Origin of the sequence: Faecalibacterium sp. OF03-6AC (assembly GCF_003478175.1) — a bacterium.
Lineage (GTDB): Bacteria > Bacillota > Clostridia > Oscillospirales > Ruminococcaceae > Faecalibacterium > Faecalibacterium taiwanense.
Genome location: NZ_QUEN01000005.1, coordinates 116,942 through 134,268, shown reverse-complemented (window position 1 = coordinate 134,268; position 17,327 = coordinate 116,942). Strand labels below are relative to the sequence as shown.

The following is a 17,327-nucleotide window of genomic DNA, read 5'->3' as shown; positions in this document are numbered from 1 at the left end:
AGGAGGCTATTCACATGAAAAAGATCGTTATCGCATCTGCATGCCGTACCGCTATTGGCAAGTTCGGCGGCACTCTGGCAAACGTTCCCGCAGCTGAGCTGGGCTCCATCGTCATCAAGGAAGCTCTGAACCGTGCAAACGTCGCTCCCGAGCAGGTCGACCATGTCTACATGGGCTGCGTCATTCAGGCCGGTCTGGGCCAGAACGTCGCTCGTCAGGCTGCTCTGAAGGCTGGCCTGCCCATCGAGACCCCGGCTGTCACCGTCAACGTGGTGTGCGGTTCCGGTCTGAACTGCGTCAACATGGCTGCTCAGATGATCGAGGCTGGCGATGCTGACATCGTGGTCGCAGGCGGCATGGAGAACATGGACATGGCTCCCTTCGCACTGCAGAAGGCTCGTTACGGCTACCGCATGGGCGCACCCATGGGCAAGAGCGAGATCGTGGATACCATGGTCAACGATGCTCTGTGGGATGCCTGCGGCTTCAACAAGCACATGGGCATGACCGCTGAGAATGTCTGCACCAACGAGACCTATCAGAAGAAATACGGCTACAGCCCCATCACCCGTGAGATGCTGGACGAGTTCGCATACAACAGCCAGCTGAAGGCTGACAAGGCCATCAAGGACGGCGCTTTCAAGGACGAGATCGTTCCCGTTGTGATCAAGGGCAAGAAGGGTGACACCGTGTTCGATACCGATGAAGGTCCCCGTCTGAGCGCTCCCGAAGTGCTGGCAAAGCTGAAGCCCGCTTTCACCAAGGACGGCATCGTGACCGCTGCAAACTCCTCTGCCATCAACGACGGCGCTGCTGCTCTGGTCGTCATGAGCGAGGAGAAGGCCAAGGAGCTGGGCGTGAAGCCTCTGGCTACCTGGGTCGCAGGTGCTCTGGCTGGCGTTGAGCCGGAAGTCATGGGTCTGGGCCCCATCGCTGCTACCAAGAAGGTCATGGCTAAGACCGGCATGAGCGTTGCTGACATGGATCTGGTCGAGGCAAACGAGGCCTTCGCAGCACAGTCCATCGCTGTCGGCGAGGCTCTGGGCTTCGATAAGGATAAGCTGAATGTCAACGGCGGCGCAATCGCTCTGGGCCACCCGGTCGGCGCTTCCGGCGCTCGTATCCTGGTCACCCTGCTGTATGCTATGAAGCACCGTGGTGCTCACAAGGGTCTGGCTACCCTGTGCATCGGCGGCGGCATGGGCTGCGCTACCATCGTTGAGATGGACTAAGTTCCACCTCTTGGAATCCTGACTGAATGACAGACCCGGACGGGGAAGGGAACCGGAGAGCCTTTCCTCCGTCCGGGGGCTGTTTGTGATAATTGATAAGATTTGAATTGGAGGTTTTCACAATGGCATTTGTAAAAACCGAGGTGCAGGGCGCAGTTGAGATCATCACCATCGACCGTCCCAAGGCACTGAATGCCCTGAACCCCGAAGTTCTGGCAGACCTGAAGGCAGCTTTTGAGGCTGTGGATCAGGAGACTGTCCGCTGCATCGTTCTGACCGGCGAAGGCGACAAGAGCTTCGTGGCAGGCGCAGATATCGGCTCAATGAGCACCATGACCAAGGCAGAGGGCGAGGCCTTCGGCAAGCTGGGCAATGATGTGTTCCTGATGATCGAGAGCTTCCCCATCCCCGTTATTGCAGCCGTGAACGGCTTTGCACTGGGCGGCGGCAACGAGCTGGCTATGAGCTGCGACATCCGCATCTGCTCTGACAACGCTGTGTTCGGCCAGCCGGAAGTGGGTCTGGGCATCACCCCGGGCTTCGGCGGCACCCAGCGTCTGGCACGTCTGGTCGGCATGGGTATGGCAAAGCAGCTGGTCTACTCTGCACTGAACATCAAGGCGGACGAGGCTCTGCGCATTGGTCTGGTGAACGCTGTGTATCCTCAGGCTGAACTGATGGAGAACGTGCTGAAGCTGGCCGGCAAGATCGCAAAGAATGCACCCATCGCTGTGCGCAACTGCAAGAAGGCAATCAACGGCGGCATCAGCCTGCCCATCGAGAAGGCTGTTGAGGTCGAGGAAAAGCTGTTCGGCGACTGCTTCGAGACCCACGACCAGAAGGAAGGCATGGCCTGCTTCCTGAGCCGTGAGAAGCCGAAGCCCAAGGCAGTGTTCACCAACAACTAAAATCGAAAAAGACTCCTTCCGTCATCGCTTGCACGATGCCACCTCCCTCTGAGAGGGAGACCTTGGCAAAACCGAAAGCTTTATCTCTTCGCCAGAGGCTCCCTCCTTGAGGGAGCTGTCACGGCGAAGCCGTGGCTGAAGGAGTAACCATTTGATGCAAATCAACTACATTATTGATTGATAAGGAGAGGTTTCCTATGAAGATCGGTGTTATCGGCGCTGGCACCATGGGCCAGGGCATCGCAAAGGCATTTGCACAGGTTGAGGGCAACACCGTTGCTCTGTGCGACATCAAGCAGGAGTGGGCCGAGAATGGTCTGGCAAAGATCAAGAAGGGCTACGAGAAGCTAGTTGCCAAGGGAAAGATGACGCAGGAAAAGGCAGACGCTATCGTTGCTGCCATCACCCCGGGCCTGAAGGAAGACCTGTGCGCTGACTGCGATCTGGTCGTTGAGGCTGCTTTTGAGGATATGAAGGTCAAGCAGACCACCTTCGGCGAACTGGATAAGATCTGCAAGCCCGAGTGCATCTTCGCTTCCAACACTTCTTCTCTGTCCATCACCGAGATCGGCAAGGGCGTTGGCCGTCCGCTGGTCGGCATGCACTTCTTCAACCCCGCAGACCGCATGAAGCTGATCGAGGTCATCGCAGGCTGCAACACTCCCGCTGAGACCGTTGAGAAGATCAAGGAGATCTCTGTTGCCATCGGCAAGCAGCCGGTTCAGGTCAACGAGGCTGCAGGCTTCGTTGTCAACCGTATCCTGATCCCCATGATCAACGAAGCTGCTTTCATCAAGATGGAAGGCGTTTCCGATATCGCCGGCATCGACACCGCTATGAAGCTGGGTGCCAACCACCCCATGGGTCCCCTGGAGCTGGGCGACTTCATCGGCCTGGATATCTGCTTGGCCATCATGGATGTGCTGTACAAGGAGACCGGCGACAGCAAGTACCGTGCCTGCCCGCTGATCCGTAAGATGGTCCGCGGCGGCAACCTGGGCTGCAAGAGCGGCAAGGGCTTCTACGTTTACAACGCAGACCGCACCAAGACCCCTGTTGACCAGCTGTAAATTCTGATAAACGTTTCTCCCGACCGTGGAAAAGCGGCCGGGAGGAATTTGTTTGCACCGGGCAATTCCGGTAAATGAAAAAGACCCGTTAGGAGGATATAGCGATGGATTTTACTCTGTCCAAGCAGCAGCAGATGGTACAGAAAATGTACCGCGAGTTTGCTGAGAACGAAGTCAAGCCCCTGGCAAAGAAGGTTGATGCGGAAGAGTACTTCCCCAAAGAGACCGTCGAAAAGATGGGCAAGCTCGGCATGATGGGCATTTATTTCCCGACTGAGGTCGGCGGTGCAGGCGGCGATGTGCTGTCCTACGTCATGGCAGTGGAAGAACTGAGCAAGGTCTGCGGCACCACCGGTGTCATCGTCTCTGCTCACACCAGCCTGTGTGCTGCTCCTATTTATGAAAATGGTACTCCCGAGCAGAAGGCAAAGTATCTGCCCAAGCTGTGCAGCGGTGAGTGGCTGGGTGCTTTCGGCCTGACCGAGCCGGGTGCCGGCACCGATGCACAGGGCCAGCAGACCATTGCAAAGGAAGAGGACGACTGCTGGGTGCTGAACGGCTCCAAGATCTTCATCACCAATGCAGGTTTTGCTGATGTGTTCATCGTCATTGCCGTCACCGACAATGTGCTGGACAAGAAGGGCCGTCCCACCAAGCTGTGCTCTGCTTTCATCGTGGAGCGTACCGACCCGGGCTTCTCCGTCGGTAAGGCTGAGGACAAGATGGGCATTCGCGGTTCTTCTACCTGCGAGCTGATCTTTGAGGACTGCCGCATTCCGAAGGATCGTATGCTGGGCGTGCGCGGCAAGGGCTTCCAGCTGGCTATGGCTACTCTGGACGGCGGCCGTATCGGTATCGCATCTCAGGCTCTGGGCATTGCCGAGGGCGCTCTGGAGGAGACCGTGGCTTACGTCAAGGAGCGCAAGCAGTTCGGCCGTGCCATCGCAGCTTTCCAGAACACTCAGTTCGAGCTGGCTGAGATGAAGGCCCGCGTTGAGGCTGCAAAGTATCTGGTTTACGCCGCTGCTCTGAAGAAGCAGGAGGCTATGGACGGTAAGAAGGTCCGCTACAGCGTCGAGGCTGCTCAGGCAAAGCTGATCGCAGCCCGCACCGCAAGCGATGTGACCCGCCGCTGCCTGCAGCTGTTCGGCGGTTACGGCTACACCCGTGACTATCCCATCGAGCGCATGATGCGTGATGCCAAGATCACCGAGATCTACGAGGGCACCAGCGAAGTGCAGATGATGGTCATTTCCGGCGCGCTGCTGAAGTAAGGGAGGCAAGAGTTACAATGAAAGCAATTGTTTGTGTAAAGCAGGTTCCTGATACCTCCGGCAAGGTCGCCGTTAAGGCTGACGGCACTCTGGATCGTGCTTCGATGGCTACCATCACCAACCCCGATGACCTGAACGCTCTGGAGGCTGCTCTGAAGCTGAAGGACGAGACCGGCTGCGAGGTCGTTGTTGTTACTATGGGTCCCCCGCCGGCAGAAGGCATGCTGCGTGAGCTGCTGGCCCGCGGCGCTGATAAGGCTGTTCTGGTCTCCGGCCGTGAGTTCGGCGGCTCCGATACCTTTGCAACCAGCCAGATCCTGGCTGCTGCTGTCAACAAGATCGGCGTTGGCCCCGAGGACGTTGTGTTCTGCGGCCGTCAGGCAATCGATGGCGATACCGCACAGGTCGGCCCGCAGATCGCTGAAAAGCTGCATCTGCCTCAGGTCACCTATGTGGCAGACATCCAGAAGGATGGCAACACCCTGACTGTGAAGCGTATGCTGGAAGACGGCTACATGATGGTCAAGGTGCAGACTCCCTGCCTGCTGACCTGCATCAAGGAGCTGAACCAGCCCCGTTACATGAGCGTGAACGGCATCTTCACCTGCTACGATAAGCCGATGGAAGTGTTTGATTACAACGCACTGAAGGACGATCCGCTGATCGAGGTTGATACCATCGGTCTGAAGGGTTCTCCGACGAACGTCTTTAAGTCCTTCACTCCTCCGCAGAAGGGCGCAGGCACCATGCTGAAGGGCGACGATGTTGCTGCCCAGCTGGCTGGTATCCTGGCCAAGAAGCACCTGATCTGATGAAAGGAGCATAGGATTACAATGGCTGATTTTAACGAATACAAGGGCGTCTGGGTCTTCTGCGAGCAGCGCCAGGGCGCACTGATGTCCACTGATTTCGAGCTGGTGAGCGAGGCTCGCAAGCTGGCTGATGAGCTGGGCTGCGAGGTCACCGGCCTGCTGCTGGGCGACAACGTGGAAGGCATTGCCAAGGAACTGGGCGGCTATGGCGCTGATAAGGTCATGGTCTGCGACAGCCCCCTGCTGAAGGACTACACCACCGATGCATACGCTAAGGTCGTGTGCGACATGGTCAACGAGTATAAGCCCGAAGTCCTGCTGATCGGTGCAACCAACATCGGCCGCGATCTCGGCCCCCGCTGCGCAGCCCGCCTGCACACCGGCCTGACCGCCGATGCTACCCATCTGGATATCGACACTGCAAAGTATGTCGAATTCCTGAAGGAAAGCTCCACCATCGACCTGTCCAAGCAGAAGTTCGATTATGAGGATCGCAACCTGAAGATGACCCGTCCCGCATTCGGCGGCCATCTGATGGCTACCATCATCTGCCCCCGCTTCCGTCCGCAGATGTCCACCGTCCGCCCGGGCGTTATGAAGAAGGCTCCCTTCGATCAGGCCAAGGCTGATGCCTGCCAGATCGTGAAGCCCGCCTTCAGCCTGACCGCTGACGACGTTAAGACCGAAGTGCTGAGCGTTGAGAAGGCAGCTGAAAAGCTGGTCGATCTGATCGGCGCAGACGTGATCGTCTCTGTTGGCCGCGGCATCAGCAAGGATGTCAACAAGGGCATTGAGCTGGCTGAGCAGCTGGCTGCCGCTTTGGGCGGCGGCGTTGTGGGCGCTTCCCGTGCCGTCACCGATGCAGGCTGGATGACTGCTGACCATCAGGTTGGCCAGACCGGCAAGACCGTGCATCCCAAGATCTATGTTGCTCTGGGCATTTCCGGCGCTATCCAGCACACTGCTGGTATGCAGGACTCCGAGTGCATCATCGCTGTCAACAAGAATGAGGGCGCACCCATCTTCGGTGTTGCCGACTACGGCATTGTGGGCGACCTGTTCAAGGTCGTGCCCGAGCTGATCAAGCAGATCGAGGCAGCAAAGGCTGCTCAGTAATCGACTGACGCGAGATCTTTTTATAGCATAGCCTGAATTGTGGGAGGGCGGCTCTTCGGAGCCGCTCTTCTTTTTATATAATTTTTAAATAAGAAATACGGCACAGCACAGATGGCCCTGAAAAGGCTGCCTGTGCTGTTTTTTGTTGCAGAAAGTACAGCCAAAGGCCTGCTGCAGCCCAGAAAAGGGCTGCGGGAGGGGAGTGGAACGGAAAAAGCGCACACAAAAGTCTGTTATACTTTGAAATATGCATGTAAGCGAATAAACATACGGAAAAATGCATGAAAAACACTGCAGAAAAAGTGTAGAAAAATAAAATGCAACACGTAAAGTGTGACGAAACAATCCCGAAAACGGTGAAGTGCAACACAGGCGTAACAAATTTACGGGATCCTGGTTGAGCCTGTTGCACTTGTGAAACGCTTTTGGAACAGGGAATTTTGATTTTTTTGCATTTTTTCTCAAAAAAATCGACAGAAACCCCTTGACGATGAGATATTCTTGTGATACTCTTGTTGCACAAGAGTGACACGTTTGAAACGAAAGCGTTGCGAATATGTTGCGGCACGCATTCGCAGGAATGCAAAAAAGCTTTTATATACAAAGGCTTACGGAGGATGTCTTATGAAACTCGAGATGCGCACCCTGAAGAATATCGCAGCAGCAGCTATGACTCTGGCTGTAGTTTTTGGTGCTTCATCTCTCAAGCCCGTTACTGCAAACGCAGCTGAGGCTTCGGTTTCTGTCTCCGTCGAAGAAGAAAATTCCTACATCAACTTTCAGGACGAAGCTTATCAGAACGAGTTCCTGCGCCGCGTAAACAACGAGCGCGCAAAGGCTGGCCTGAAGCCCGTTCAGCTGGGCGACAGCAGCCACAACAATGCCGCTCAGGAGCGCGCTGAAGAGCTGGCTGTTTCTTACTCTTACGTTCGTCCCAACGGTCAGCGCGATTTCACCATCTTCGCCGAGAATGGTATCGACGATGTGTCTGTTGGTGAAAACTACATAGCTGGCGTTTCTACCCCCGATGCAGCGGTGGATCAGTGGATGAACATTGATTTCGCACGTGAGCGCATGCTGAATGCGGATGTGACCACCATGAGTGTGGGCCACTACGAAGGCGGCGTTTACAACAACTACTGGGTGCTGATCTTCTCTTACCCCGAAAACTCTTACACCAGCAACTACCGTCAGGAAGTTCTGGATCTGGTCAATGCCGAGCGTGCAAAGTACGGCCTGCAGCCCCTGGTCATGGGCGATGCAAAGCTCACCGCAGCTGCTCAGCAGCGCGCCGAAGAGATCGCAACCGTCAATTCTCACGTTCGTCCCAATGGTACCAAGTGGTACACTGTTCTCAGCGAGTACGGCGTGACGGATGCCGCTGCTGGCGAGAATGCCGCATGGGGCAGCGTTTCTCCTGAAGAAGTCGTGAATGCCTGGATGAACTCCGAAGGCCATCGCGCAAACATTCTGGATCCCGAAGCTCGTGCAATGGGTGTGGGCTACTACTACAATAGCTCCAGCACTTGGGGCCATCAGTGGATCCAGCTTTTTACGAAGTGATCATCTGCTTTCTTCTAATAAAAGATCGGCTGAGCTGCAAGGCTTGGCCGATTTTTTGTTGCGCTTTTTTCTGGCAGAGAACATGCGGGCAGCAGTACAGGGAGCTGGCCTTGACGCAAAAACGTATGCGGCAGTGGTTGCACAACGGACGATTTATGTTATACTTGATTTGAATAACATGCAGGAGGAACCACAGTGGAGGATTACCGCACCATCCGTGGCACGGCCACAGGAGAATACGAGGAAAAGAGGAGCCGCTTCATTGCGTCGCTGTCATTTGCGGACAGCGAGGAAGCTGCCGTTGCATTTCTGGAACAGGTGCGTGCGGCCAACCGCACCGCCCGCCACAATGTGTATGCCTACCGCCTGCGGGAAGGCAACCGGGAACGCTATTCAGATGATGGGGAACCGGCCAAGACGGCGGGCACACCAGCGCTGGAGGTGCTGCAGCACAGCGGCCTGACGGATCTGATCGTGGTGGTGACCCGTTACTTTGGCGGTGTGCTGCTGGGCACCGGTGGTTTGGTGCGTGCATACACCACGGCTACGGCCCGTGCACTGGAAAATGCCGAGGTGGTCACGGTGCGCAGCGTGGTGGAGCTGCGCGTGACGGTGGATTACTCCCTTTATGAGCGTGCATCGCTGCTGATCGATGCAGCGGGAGCAAAGCAGGCCGCGCCGCAGTTCACGGATCGCGTGACCCTGTGCTGGCAGATGCCGGAACACACCGAAGGCCCGCTGCTGGAACAGCTGCGGGAGCTGACGCGCGGCAGCGCACAGGTGACGGTATCCGACCCGTTCTACGCACCGTTCTGAACCCAGCAGCGGCAAAAATAAAAAAGCAAGCATTATTTTGCGAACCGACAGGCTTTTTCCCCCTTCGACAAAGCGGGTGTGCTACAATTGCCGCAGACGCAGCAATTGGGATCGGCTGTGCCGAAACAGAGAGGGGGAATGGCGACAAAAAGGGAGGGCGACTTTGTATGGATGTACGTCAGCGCACAGAAGAGATCGAACATATGACCTTCGCGCCGTGGGCTACCTTCAGCGACCAGAGCCGCGGCCGCATGCTGCCGGAAGAGCAGGACCCGATCCGGCCGGTGTTCCAGCGTGACCGTGACCGGGTGCTGCACTGCAAGGCATTCCGACGGCTCAAACAAAAGACGCAGGTGTTCCTCTCGCCGGAGGGAGACCTGTACCGCACCCGACTGACCCATACGCTGGAGGTCTCGCAGATCGCGCGGACCATTGCCCGCGCCCTGCGACTGAACGAAGATCTGACCGAAGCGATCAGCCTTGCCCATGATCTGGGCCACACGCCGTTTGGCCATGCCGGGGAGCGCGCGCTGAATGAGCTGTGCCCGGACGGCTTCAAGCACTACATGCAGAGCCTGCGTGTGGTGGACAAGCTGGAAAAGGACGGCCGGGGCCTGAACCTGACGTGGGAGGTGCGCAACGGCATCGTGACCCACACAAAGGGCACCTGGGCGGCAACGCCGGAAGGGCGCATCGTGCGCATGGCGGATCAGATCGCCTATGTGAACCACGACATTGAGGACGCGGTGCGCGCCGGTGTGCTGGACCCAGCCACCCTGCCGAAGGAATGCACCGCCGTGCTGGGCCAGACAAAATCTGCCCGCATCACCACCATGATCAACAGTATTCTTGCCAACAGCGATGGGGATGTGAAGGTGGGCGCAGAGGAAAACGAAGCCTTCCTTGCGCTGCGGGATTTCATGTACGCCACCGTGTACGTGGACAAGACCGCCAAGCGGGAAGAGCAGAAGGTGGACAAGGTGATCGGGGAACTGTACGATTACTACCTGAACCATGTGGACCGGATGTCCAATTTCTACATCCAGCTGGCTTATCAGGAGGGCAGAGAACGCGCAGTGACTGATTACATCAGTGGCATGAGCGATGAATTTGCCATCCGCACGTTTGAGGAATTGTTTGTGCCCCGGAAGTGGCATGTCCTATAAATCCGAAAGGTCGTTTGAAAGATCCATGATCCCACACGAATACATTGAAGAACTGACCCGCCGCACCGACATTGTGGAGCTGGTGGGCAGCTATGTGCAGCTCAAGCGCAAGGGACGTTTGTATGGCGGCCTGTGCCCCTTCCACAGCGAAAAATCGCCCTCATTCTACGTCTACCCGGACACCCAGAGCTTTTACTGCTTTGGCTGCGGCGCAGGCGGCGATGCCATTACCTTTACGAAAAAGATCAACAGCATCGATTACCCGGAGGCCGTTAAGCTGCTGGCAGCGCGGGCCGGTATGCCGGAGCCGCAGGAGGACGACAAAACAGGCCGGATGCGCAGCCGCATCCTCTCCATGAACAAGGAGGCAGCACGGTTTTTCCACGCCTGCCTGAACTCCACCGTGGAAGAAGCCCGGCAGGCCCGTGCCTACTGGCGGCGGCGCGGTCTGGACGACAAGACGATCGTCCGGTTCGGGCTGGGCTATGCGCCCAACGACGGACAGGCGCTGTATCAGTTCCTGCGCGATAAGGGCTACAATCAGCAGGAGCTGGATGCCAGCGGCCTGTTCAAGCGCAGTGCGTCCGGCCGCATCTACTGCCTGTTCTGGAAGCGGGTGATGACCCCCATCTTTGACCTGCGCGGCAACATCATTGCGTTTGGCGGGCGCGTGCTGGACGATTCCAAACCGAAATATGTCAACAGCCCGGAAACGCTGGTGTACCACAAATCAGAGACGGTGTTTGCGCTGCAGATCGCAAAGCGCAGCGCGGTGCGCCGGTTCGTGCTGTGCGAGGGCTACATGGACGTGATCAGTATGCATCAGGCAGGCATCGACACAGCAGTGTGCGCCTGCGGCACGGCCCTGACCCCGGAGCAGGTGCGGCTTATCAGCGAGTATGCTGACGAGGTAATCCTGAGCTACGATTCGGACGAAGCAGGCCAGAAGGCCACGCTGCGCTCGCTGGAACTGTTCCGCAACAGCCCGGTAAAGGTGGGTGTGCTGCAGATCCCCGGTGCAAAGGACCCGGACGAGTACATCAAAAAGTATGGCGCAGAGCGGTTCAAGGCTCTGCTGGATGGTGTGGGCAATGCACTGGACTTCCGGCTGGGCCGTCTGCGCAGCCAGTATGATCTGGCACAGGATGCCCAGCGGCTGGAATACGTGAAGGAAGCTGTGAATATGCTGGCAGAGCGCTCCAACCCTACCGAGCAGGAAGTGTATGCGGGGCGTCTGGCTGAGGAGACCAACATCTCCAAAACAGCTATCATGACCCAGCTGGAGACCGCCGTGAAGAGGGCGGGCAGCAAGCACCGCTGGGAGAAAAAGCAGCAGGCGCTCAAGTCCGGTGAGATGAATCAGATCAGCGTGCCGTACAGTGCGGGCGGCAGTCAGGCGCTGGGCATTGCCAGTGCACAGCAGCGGCTGCTGGCGGCCATGCTGCGGGAGCCGCACTATATCGATCTGGTGCAGGGGCAGCTGACCGCAGAACAGTTCGTGCTGCCGCAGCAGAAGGAGCTGTTTGAAGCCATGCTGCGCTGCCGACAGGAGGGCATTGAGATCAGCCTGACCACACTGCGCGCTTTTGTAAGCGAAGAAGCGCTGAATGAACTGAGCCATCTTGCGGCACAATACAGCGATGTGAATTGTACGCCGGATGATATCCGGCTGTATCTGGACCGCATTGCCCGGGGGATGCCCATGGCAGGCAAGGCGGCGCATATGTCCAATGAGGAACTGAGTGATTACCTCCAGTCGATGCGCGAAAAGAAGCAGGGAAATGTGCCTGTAGAAGAATGATCCCCCGCTTTCCCCTCCGGCTGGAGCAGGAGAGGAAAGGAGCAGGAACCATGCAGAAATTGTCGCAAACGGAGGAATTGGCCAGAACATTGGCTGCGCGGGCACGCCGCCATGCCCTGACACCGGAGCAGATCAGCCGTGCCATGGACGAGCAGGATTACGATGTGGCGCAGCTGGACGAGCTGTATACGGCACTGGAGGCCCGCGGCGTGCACCTGACCGAAGAGGAAGCGGACCTGCCTGCGTTGGATGAAACGCAGATCGGCAGGCTGGAACATGAGCTTTCGGCAGAGGGGGTGGCGCTGGACGACCCGGTAAAGGCCTATTTGAAGGAGATCGGCCGGGTGCCGCTGCTGACGGCAGAGCAGGAGGCGGAGCTTGCTCGTGCCGCGCAGGCAGGGGACGAGGATGCCCGGCGGAAGCTCAGCGAAGCGAACCTGCGGCTGGTGGTGTCGGTGGCAAAGCGCTATGCGGGGCGGGGCCTGCCGTTTCTGGATCTCATTCAGGAAGGCAATCTCGGCCTGATGAAGGCGGCGGAAAAGTTTGAGCCGGAGCGCGGCTTCAAATTTTCCACCTATGCCACGTGGTGGATCCGTCAGTCCATCACCCGCGCCATTGCAGATCAGGGGAGGACCATCCGCATCCCGGTGCACCTTGTGGAGAGCATCAACCGGGTCAAAAAGACGACGGGTGACCTGCTGCGGAAAAATGGCCGGGAGCCTACCGCGGAAGAGATCGCTGTTCAGCTGGACATGGAGCCGGACCGTGTGCGGGAATTGCTGCAGCTGGCGCAGGACCCCATCAGCTTGGAAACGCCGGTGGGCGAGGAAGAGGATGCCCACCTTGAAGATTTTATTCAGGACGAGGATGCAGGCGTCCCGGTGGATGAAGCCGGGCGGCAGCTGCTGCGGCGGGAACTGTTCAGCGTGCTCAAGAGCCTGACACCGAGAGAAGAGCGGGTGATTGCACTGCGCTTCGGGCTGGAGGATGGCCGGGCGCATACGCTGGAAGAGCTGGGTAAGGAGTTCAATGTGACCCGGGAGCGGGTGCGGCAGATCGAAGCCAAGGCCCTGCGCAAGCTGCGGCATCCCAGCCGTGCAAAACGTCTGCGGGATTATCTGGATGAGTGAACGATTATAATTGCCGCCGCTTGCGCTCTGGCAATATTAGAGGAAACATTATTTTTATATTTGCAGCTCAGAAAAGCCTGCGAGCTTTTCTGAGCTGCTTTTTCACAAAAAAGGGCCGCAAGGGAAAACGGGCATATCCGACTGTAAAAGTAATACGCCAAAACACAAGAGCAAAGATAGACAAATTGCACAAGGGGATTATGAACAGGAACGTGCAAAATAAAAAAATCAAGCCCTAAAACAGCAAAACACAACACGCAACCGGGCGTGCGAAAATGAAAGAAAAAATAAATTTGTTTTGGCAAAAATCTGAAAAATGGCTTGACAGCAAGGCTTTTAGGGTGTATACTGCATTAGTATCACATAATGGACTAGTGCGCCAAAAAGAGGAATACGCAGGCGGTGGCTGGACGGGTCAAACCGAAAAGTTTGTGAAAAACGCCGAAAGGTTCCCTTCGACGCGGGTCGAATTATGTGTGTCTGCTCAAATTTGACCCGTGTATACGACATCCCGTAGAGTATAAAAGTAAGGAGTGGTTGATTTTATGATGAAAGTCAAGCCCGTAAAGCTCGGCAAAACCGAGCGCATGAGCTTCTCCCACATCGACGAAGTCATCAGTATGCCGAACCTGATCGAGGTCCAGAAGAACTCTTATCAGTGGTTCCTGGACGAGGGCCTGAAAGAGGTCTTCCACGATATCGGCACCATTGAGGACTACACCGGCAATCTGGCACTGAGCTTTGTGGACTTCCGCCTGGATAAGGAGCCGAAGTACAGCATCAAGGAGTGCAAGGAGCGCGACGTGACCTATGCAGCACCCCTGCGCGTCACCGCCCGTCTGCTGAACAAGGAGACCGGCGAAGTGAAGGATCAGGAGATCTTCATGGGCGATTTCCCGCTGATGACCGATGCCGGCACCTTTGTGATCAACGGTGCAGAGCGTGCTATCGTCAGCCAGCTGGTGCGTTCTCCCGGCGTGTTCTACGGCGATGCCAAGGATAAGGTGGGCAACGACCTGTACAGCGCCACCATGAACCCCAACCGCGGCGCATGGCTGGAGTACGAGACCGATGCTTCCGATGTGTTCTATGTCCGTATCGATAAGAACCGCAAGCTGCCTGTCACCGTGCTGTGCCGTGCACTGGGCCTGTCCACCAACGAGGACATCCTGAACTTCTTTGGCGACGATGAGCGCATCCTCGCTACTCTGGAAAAGGATACCACCAAGAATCAGGAAGAGGGCCTGCTGGAGGTCTACCGCAAGCTGCGCCCCGGCGAGCCTCCCACGGTGGAGTCTGCTACCAGCCAGATCAACATGCTGTTCTTCGACCCGCGCCGTTATGACCTGTCTCGTTTCGGCCGTTATAAGATGAACAAGAAGCTGTCTCTGGCACGCCGCATCACCGGTCAGGTGGCTGCTGAGAATGTGGTCGCTCCGCTGACCGGCGAGATCCTGATCGAGGCTGGTGCCAAGATCACCCGCGAGCTGGCTGAGAAGGCTGACAATGCCGGTGTGAATCTGGTCGTGCTGAAACTCGACGATCCCATGAAGGAAGAGAGCCGGAAGGTCAAGGTTATCACCAACGGCTGTGTGGATGCACAGGGCTTCTTCTCCTTCGACGTGAAGGAGTGCGGCATCAACGAGCGCTGCTCCTTCGATGAGATCAAGAAGATCCTCGACACCACCTCTGATGTGGAAGAGCAGAAGGAGATGCTGCGCCGCAACCACGACCAGCTGATCGGCCGCACCGTTACGGTCGCCGATATTCTGGCTTCCATCAACTACCTGAACGGTCTGGGCCACAATATTGGCACCACCGATGATATCGACCATCTGGGCAACCGCCGCATCCGCAGCGTGGGCGAGCTGCTGCAGAACCAGTTCCGCATCGGCTTCTCCCGCATGGAGCGCGTCATCCGTGAGCGTATGACCCTGCAGAGCCAGGATCAGAGCGTCATCACCCCGCAGGCCCTCATCAACATCCGTCCGGTGGTGGCAGCCATCAAGGAGTTCTTCGGTTCTTCTCCGCTGTCCCAGTTCATGGATCAGAACAACCCGCTGGCTGAGCTGACCCACAAGCGCCGCCTGTCTGCTCTGGGCCCCGGCGGTCTGAGCCGTGACCGCGCAGGTTTCGAGGTCCGCGACGTTCACTACAGCCACTATGGCCGTATGTGCCCCATCGAGACTCCTGAAGGCCCCAACATCGGTCTGATCTCCTATCTGGCATCTTACGCCAAGATCAACGAGTACGGCTTCGTGGAAGCTCCGTACCGCAAGGTCAAGAAGACCTACGACGAGAACGGCCGCCTGCTCGAGCAGGTCGTTACCGACGAAGTGGAGTATATGACCGCTGATGTCGAGGACGAGTACGTTGTGGCACAGGCCAACGAGCCGCTGGATGAGGGCAAGCACTTCATCCGTCCCCGTGTGTCTGCCCGCCGCCGCGACGAGATCCTTGAAATTGATGCAGAGAAAGTCGATTACATGGACGTTTCTCCGCGAATGATGGTCTCTGTTGCTACCGCCTGCATCCCCTTCCTGGAGAACGATGACTGTAACCGTGCTCTGATGGGTTCCAACATGCAGCGTCAGGCAGTGCCTCTGATGGTCACCCAGCAGCCCATCGTTGCTACCGGTATGGAGTACAAGGCTGCTACCGACTCCGGCACCGCTGTTCTGGCAAAGAATGACGGTATCGTTGAGAAGATGGATGCCGACCATGTTGTTGTGCGCAACAACAAGGGCGAGCTGGAGGATTATCCTCTGGTCAAGTTCGCACGCTCCAACGCAGGCACCTGCATCAACCAGCGTCCCATCGTGGAGGTCGGCGAGAGCGTCAAGGCCGGTCAGGTGCTGGCCGACGGCCCTGCAATGCGCAACGGCGAAATTTCTCTGGGTAAGAACGCTCTGATCGGCTTCATGACCTGGGAAGGCTACAACTACGAGGATGCCGTTCTGCTGAACGAGAAGATCGTGCGCGAGGACGTGTACACCTCCATTCATATTGAAGAGTACGAGACCGAGAGCCGCGACACCAAGCTGGGACCCGAAGAGATCACCCGTGATATCCCCAACGTTTCCGAGGATGCACTGAAGGATCTGGACGAGCGCGGCATCATCCGCATCGGTGCCGAGGTCAAGAGCGGCGACATTCTGGTCGGTAAGGTCACCCCGAAGGGCGAGACCGAGCTGACCGCTGAAGAGCGCCTGCTGCGCGCCATCTTCGGCGAGAAGGCACGCGAAGTGCGTGATACTTCTCTACGCGTGCCCCATGGTGCATACGGCATCATCGTGGACGTCAAGGTGTTCACCCCGGAGAACAGCGACGAACTGCAGCCCGGCGTGCGCGAGGTCGTCCGCTGCTATATTGCCCAGAAGCGCAAGATCAGCGTTGGCGATAAGATGGCAGGCCGTCACGGCAACAAGGGTGTCGTTTCCCGCATTCTGCCGCAGGAGGACATGCCCTACCTGCCCGACGGCACCCCGCTGGACATCGTGCTGAACCCTCTGGGCGTGCCTTCCCGTATGAACATCGGTCAGGTGCTGGAAGTCAACCTGGGCTACGCTGCCAAGGCATGCGGCATCAAGGTCATGACTCCCGTCTTCGACTCTGCTCGTGAGAACGACATCGGCGATACCTTTGATACCGCCCGCGAGATGTGGCATGGCGAGAATGCTCCTGCATATCCCACGAAGCTCCCCAAGATCATGGGCGAGAAGGGACACATCATCGACTTCTCCAAGATCGAGCTGGACCGCGATGGCAAGACCACCGTTTACGATGGCCGCACCGGCGAAAAGTTCGATAACCGCGTTACCGTCGGTTATATGTACTACCTGAAGCTGCATCACCTGGTCGATGATAAGATCCATGCACGTTCTACCGGCCCCTACTCTCTGGTCACTCAGCAGCCTCTGGGCGGCAAGGCCCAGTTCGGCGGCCAGCGCTTTGGCGAAATGGAAGTCTGGGCACTGGAAGCTTACGGCGCTGCTTACACTCTGCAGGAGATTCTGACCGTCAAGTCCGACGACGTGGAGGGCCGTGTGAAGACCTACGAGGCCATCGTTAAGGGTGAGCCGATCCCGCAGCCCGGCATCCCCGAGTCCTTCCGCGTTATGCTGAAGGAACTGCAGTCTCTGGGTCTGGACGTTGTTGTTCAGGACAAGGACGGCAACGAGATCGACATGCGTCAGAACTTCGACGACGAAGAGACCGGCTTTGATATGCGCGATGTTGCCGGCACTGAGAACGTCGTGCAGGAGAGCGAACTGCTCAACGATTATAATATTAAGGATGCCGATGCCGGTTTCGATGATCCTTCTGTGCTGGAGGACAATAACTCCGGTGCCGAAGCTCCCGCTTCTTCTGACGAAGTAGATTTCTGATCAGACAAAGAACACAAGCCTCAAGCCCCCTGTTCCGCGTGCTGCGGCAGG

Annotated in this window: 13 protein-coding genes; all 13 read left to right on the top strand. The window is 57.3% G+C overall.

Annotated elements, in window-relative coordinates; translation table 11 throughout:
* The first annotated feature begins 14 nt into the window (after positions 1–14).
* The 13 genes from DXA66_RS07575 to DXA66_RS07520 all read left to right on the top strand — a co-directional run bounded on the left by DXA66_RS07575 (position 15) and on the right by DXA66_RS07520 (position 17,276).
* Positions 15–1,232 (top strand): acetyl-CoA C-acetyltransferase, encoded by a 1,218-nt coding sequence (locus DXA66_RS07575; protein ID WP_118527955.1) that lies wholly within the window; start codon positions 15–17, stop codon positions 1,230–1,232.
* Between the two features lie 122 nt (positions 1,233–1,354).
* Positions 1,355–2,140 (top strand): enoyl-CoA hydratase-related protein, encoded by a 786-nt coding sequence (locus DXA66_RS07570; protein ID WP_097778134.1) that lies wholly within the window; start codon positions 1,355–1,357, stop codon positions 2,138–2,140.
* A gap of 197 nt (positions 2,141–2,337) precedes the next feature.
* Positions 2,338–3,210, top strand: a complete 873-nt coding sequence (locus DXA66_RS07565; protein WP_097774829.1) for a 3-hydroxyacyl-CoA dehydrogenase family protein — start codon at positions 2,338–2,340, stop codon at positions 3,208–3,210.
* Between the two features lie 104 nt (positions 3,211–3,314).
* A complete protein-coding gene (locus tag DXA66_RS07560) occupies positions 3,315–4,484 on the top strand; it encodes an acyl-CoA dehydrogenase (protein ID WP_097778133.1) in 1,170 nt (389 codons plus the stop codon).
* A gap of 17 nt (positions 4,485–4,501) precedes the next feature.
* Positions 4,502–5,296, top strand: coding sequence for an acryloyl-CoA reductase electron transfer subunit gamma (gene acrB, locus DXA66_RS07555; protein ID WP_097778132.1), 795 nt, complete (start codon positions 4,502–4,504; stop codon positions 5,294–5,296).
* A gap of 21 nt (positions 5,297–5,317) precedes the next feature.
* Positions 5,318–6,412 (top strand): acryloyl-CoA reductase electron transfer subunit beta, encoded by a 1,095-nt coding sequence (gene acrA, locus DXA66_RS07550; protein ID WP_097778131.1) that lies wholly within the window; start codon positions 5,318–5,320, stop codon positions 6,410–6,412.
* Between the two features lie 624 nt (positions 6,413–7,036).
* Positions 7,037–7,975 (top strand): CAP domain-containing protein, encoded by a 939-nt coding sequence (locus tag DXA66_RS07545; protein ID WP_118527953.1) that lies wholly within the window; start codon positions 7,037–7,039, stop codon positions 7,973–7,975.
* A 195-nt stretch (positions 7,976–8,170) separates the two neighbouring features.
* Positions 8,171–8,791: a YigZ family protein gene (locus tag DXA66_RS07540; protein WP_118527951.1), complete on the top strand. Its 621-nt coding sequence runs from the start codon at positions 8,171–8,173 to the stop codon at positions 8,789–8,791.
* A gap of 167 nt (positions 8,792–8,958) precedes the next feature.
* Positions 8,959–9,957: a deoxyguanosinetriphosphate triphosphohydrolase gene (locus DXA66_RS07535; RefSeq protein WP_097778128.1), complete on the top strand. Its 999-nt coding sequence runs from the start codon at positions 8,959–8,961 to the stop codon at positions 9,955–9,957.
* A 25-nt stretch (positions 9,958–9,982) separates the two neighbouring features.
* Entirely contained in the window at positions 9,983–11,758 is a 1,776-nt protein-coding gene (dnaG, locus tag DXA66_RS07530) for a DNA primase (protein ID WP_118527949.1), read from the top strand.
* 50 nt (positions 11,759–11,808) lie between these two features.
* Positions 11,809–12,888, top strand: a complete 1,080-nt coding sequence (rpoD, locus tag DXA66_RS07525) for an RNA polymerase sigma factor RpoD (RefSeq protein ID WP_118527947.1) — start codon at positions 11,809–11,811, stop codon at positions 12,886–12,888.
* A gap of 275 nt (positions 12,889–13,163) precedes the next feature.
* Positions 13,164–13,382, top strand: coding sequence for a hypothetical protein (locus DXA66_RS14120; RefSeq protein ID WP_143405523.1), 219 nt, complete (start codon positions 13,164–13,166; stop codon positions 13,380–13,382).
* Between the two features lie 51 nt (positions 13,383–13,433).
* A complete protein-coding gene (locus DXA66_RS07520; protein WP_118527945.1) occupies positions 13,434–17,276 on the top strand; it encodes a DNA-directed RNA polymerase subunit beta in 3,843 nt (1,280 codons plus the stop codon).
* The last annotated feature ends 51 nt before the right edge of the window (positions 17,277–17,327 follow it).

Bases quoted from the DNA above. Each gene is read 5' to 3' on its own strand.
- DXA66_RS07575 (WP_118527955.1), top strand. From the start codon at position 15: ATGAAAAAGATCGTTATCGCATCTGCATGCCGTACCGCTATTGGCAAG.
- DXA66_RS07570 (WP_097778134.1), top strand. From the start codon at position 1,355: ATGGCATTTGTAAAAACCGAGGTGCAGGGCGCAGTTGAGATCATCACC.
- DXA66_RS07565 (WP_097774829.1), top strand. From the start codon at position 2,338: ATGAAGATCGGTGTTATCGGCGCTGGCACCATGGGCCAGGGCATCGCA.
- DXA66_RS07560 (WP_097778133.1), top strand. From the start codon at position 3,315: ATGGATTTTACTCTGTCCAAGCAGCAGCAGATGGTACAGAAAATGTAC.
- acrB (WP_097778132.1), top strand. From the start codon at position 4,502: ATGAAAGCAATTGTTTGTGTAAAGCAGGTTCCTGATACCTCCGGCAAG.
- acrA (WP_097778131.1), top strand. From the start codon at position 5,318: ATGGCTGATTTTAACGAATACAAGGGCGTCTGGGTCTTCTGCGAGCAG.
- DXA66_RS07545 (WP_118527953.1), top strand. From the start codon at position 7,037: ATGAAACTCGAGATGCGCACCCTGAAGAATATCGCAGCAGCAGCTATG.
- DXA66_RS07535 (WP_097778128.1), top strand. From the start codon at position 8,959: ATGGATGTACGTCAGCGCACAGAAGAGATCGAACATATGACCTTCGCG.
- dnaG (WP_118527949.1), top strand. From the start codon at position 9,983: ATGATCCCACACGAATACATTGAAGAACTGACCCGCCGCACCGACATT.
- rpoD (WP_118527947.1), top strand. From the start codon at position 11,809: ATGCAGAAATTGTCGCAAACGGAGGAATTGGCCAGAACATTGGCTGCG.
- DXA66_RS14120 (WP_143405523.1), top strand. From the start codon at position 13,164: ATGAAAGAAAAAATAAATTTGTTTTGGCAAAAATCTGAAAAATGGCTT.
- DXA66_RS07520 (WP_118527945.1), top strand. From the start codon at position 13,434: ATGATGAAAGTCAAGCCCGTAAAGCTCGGCAAAACCGAGCGCATGAGC.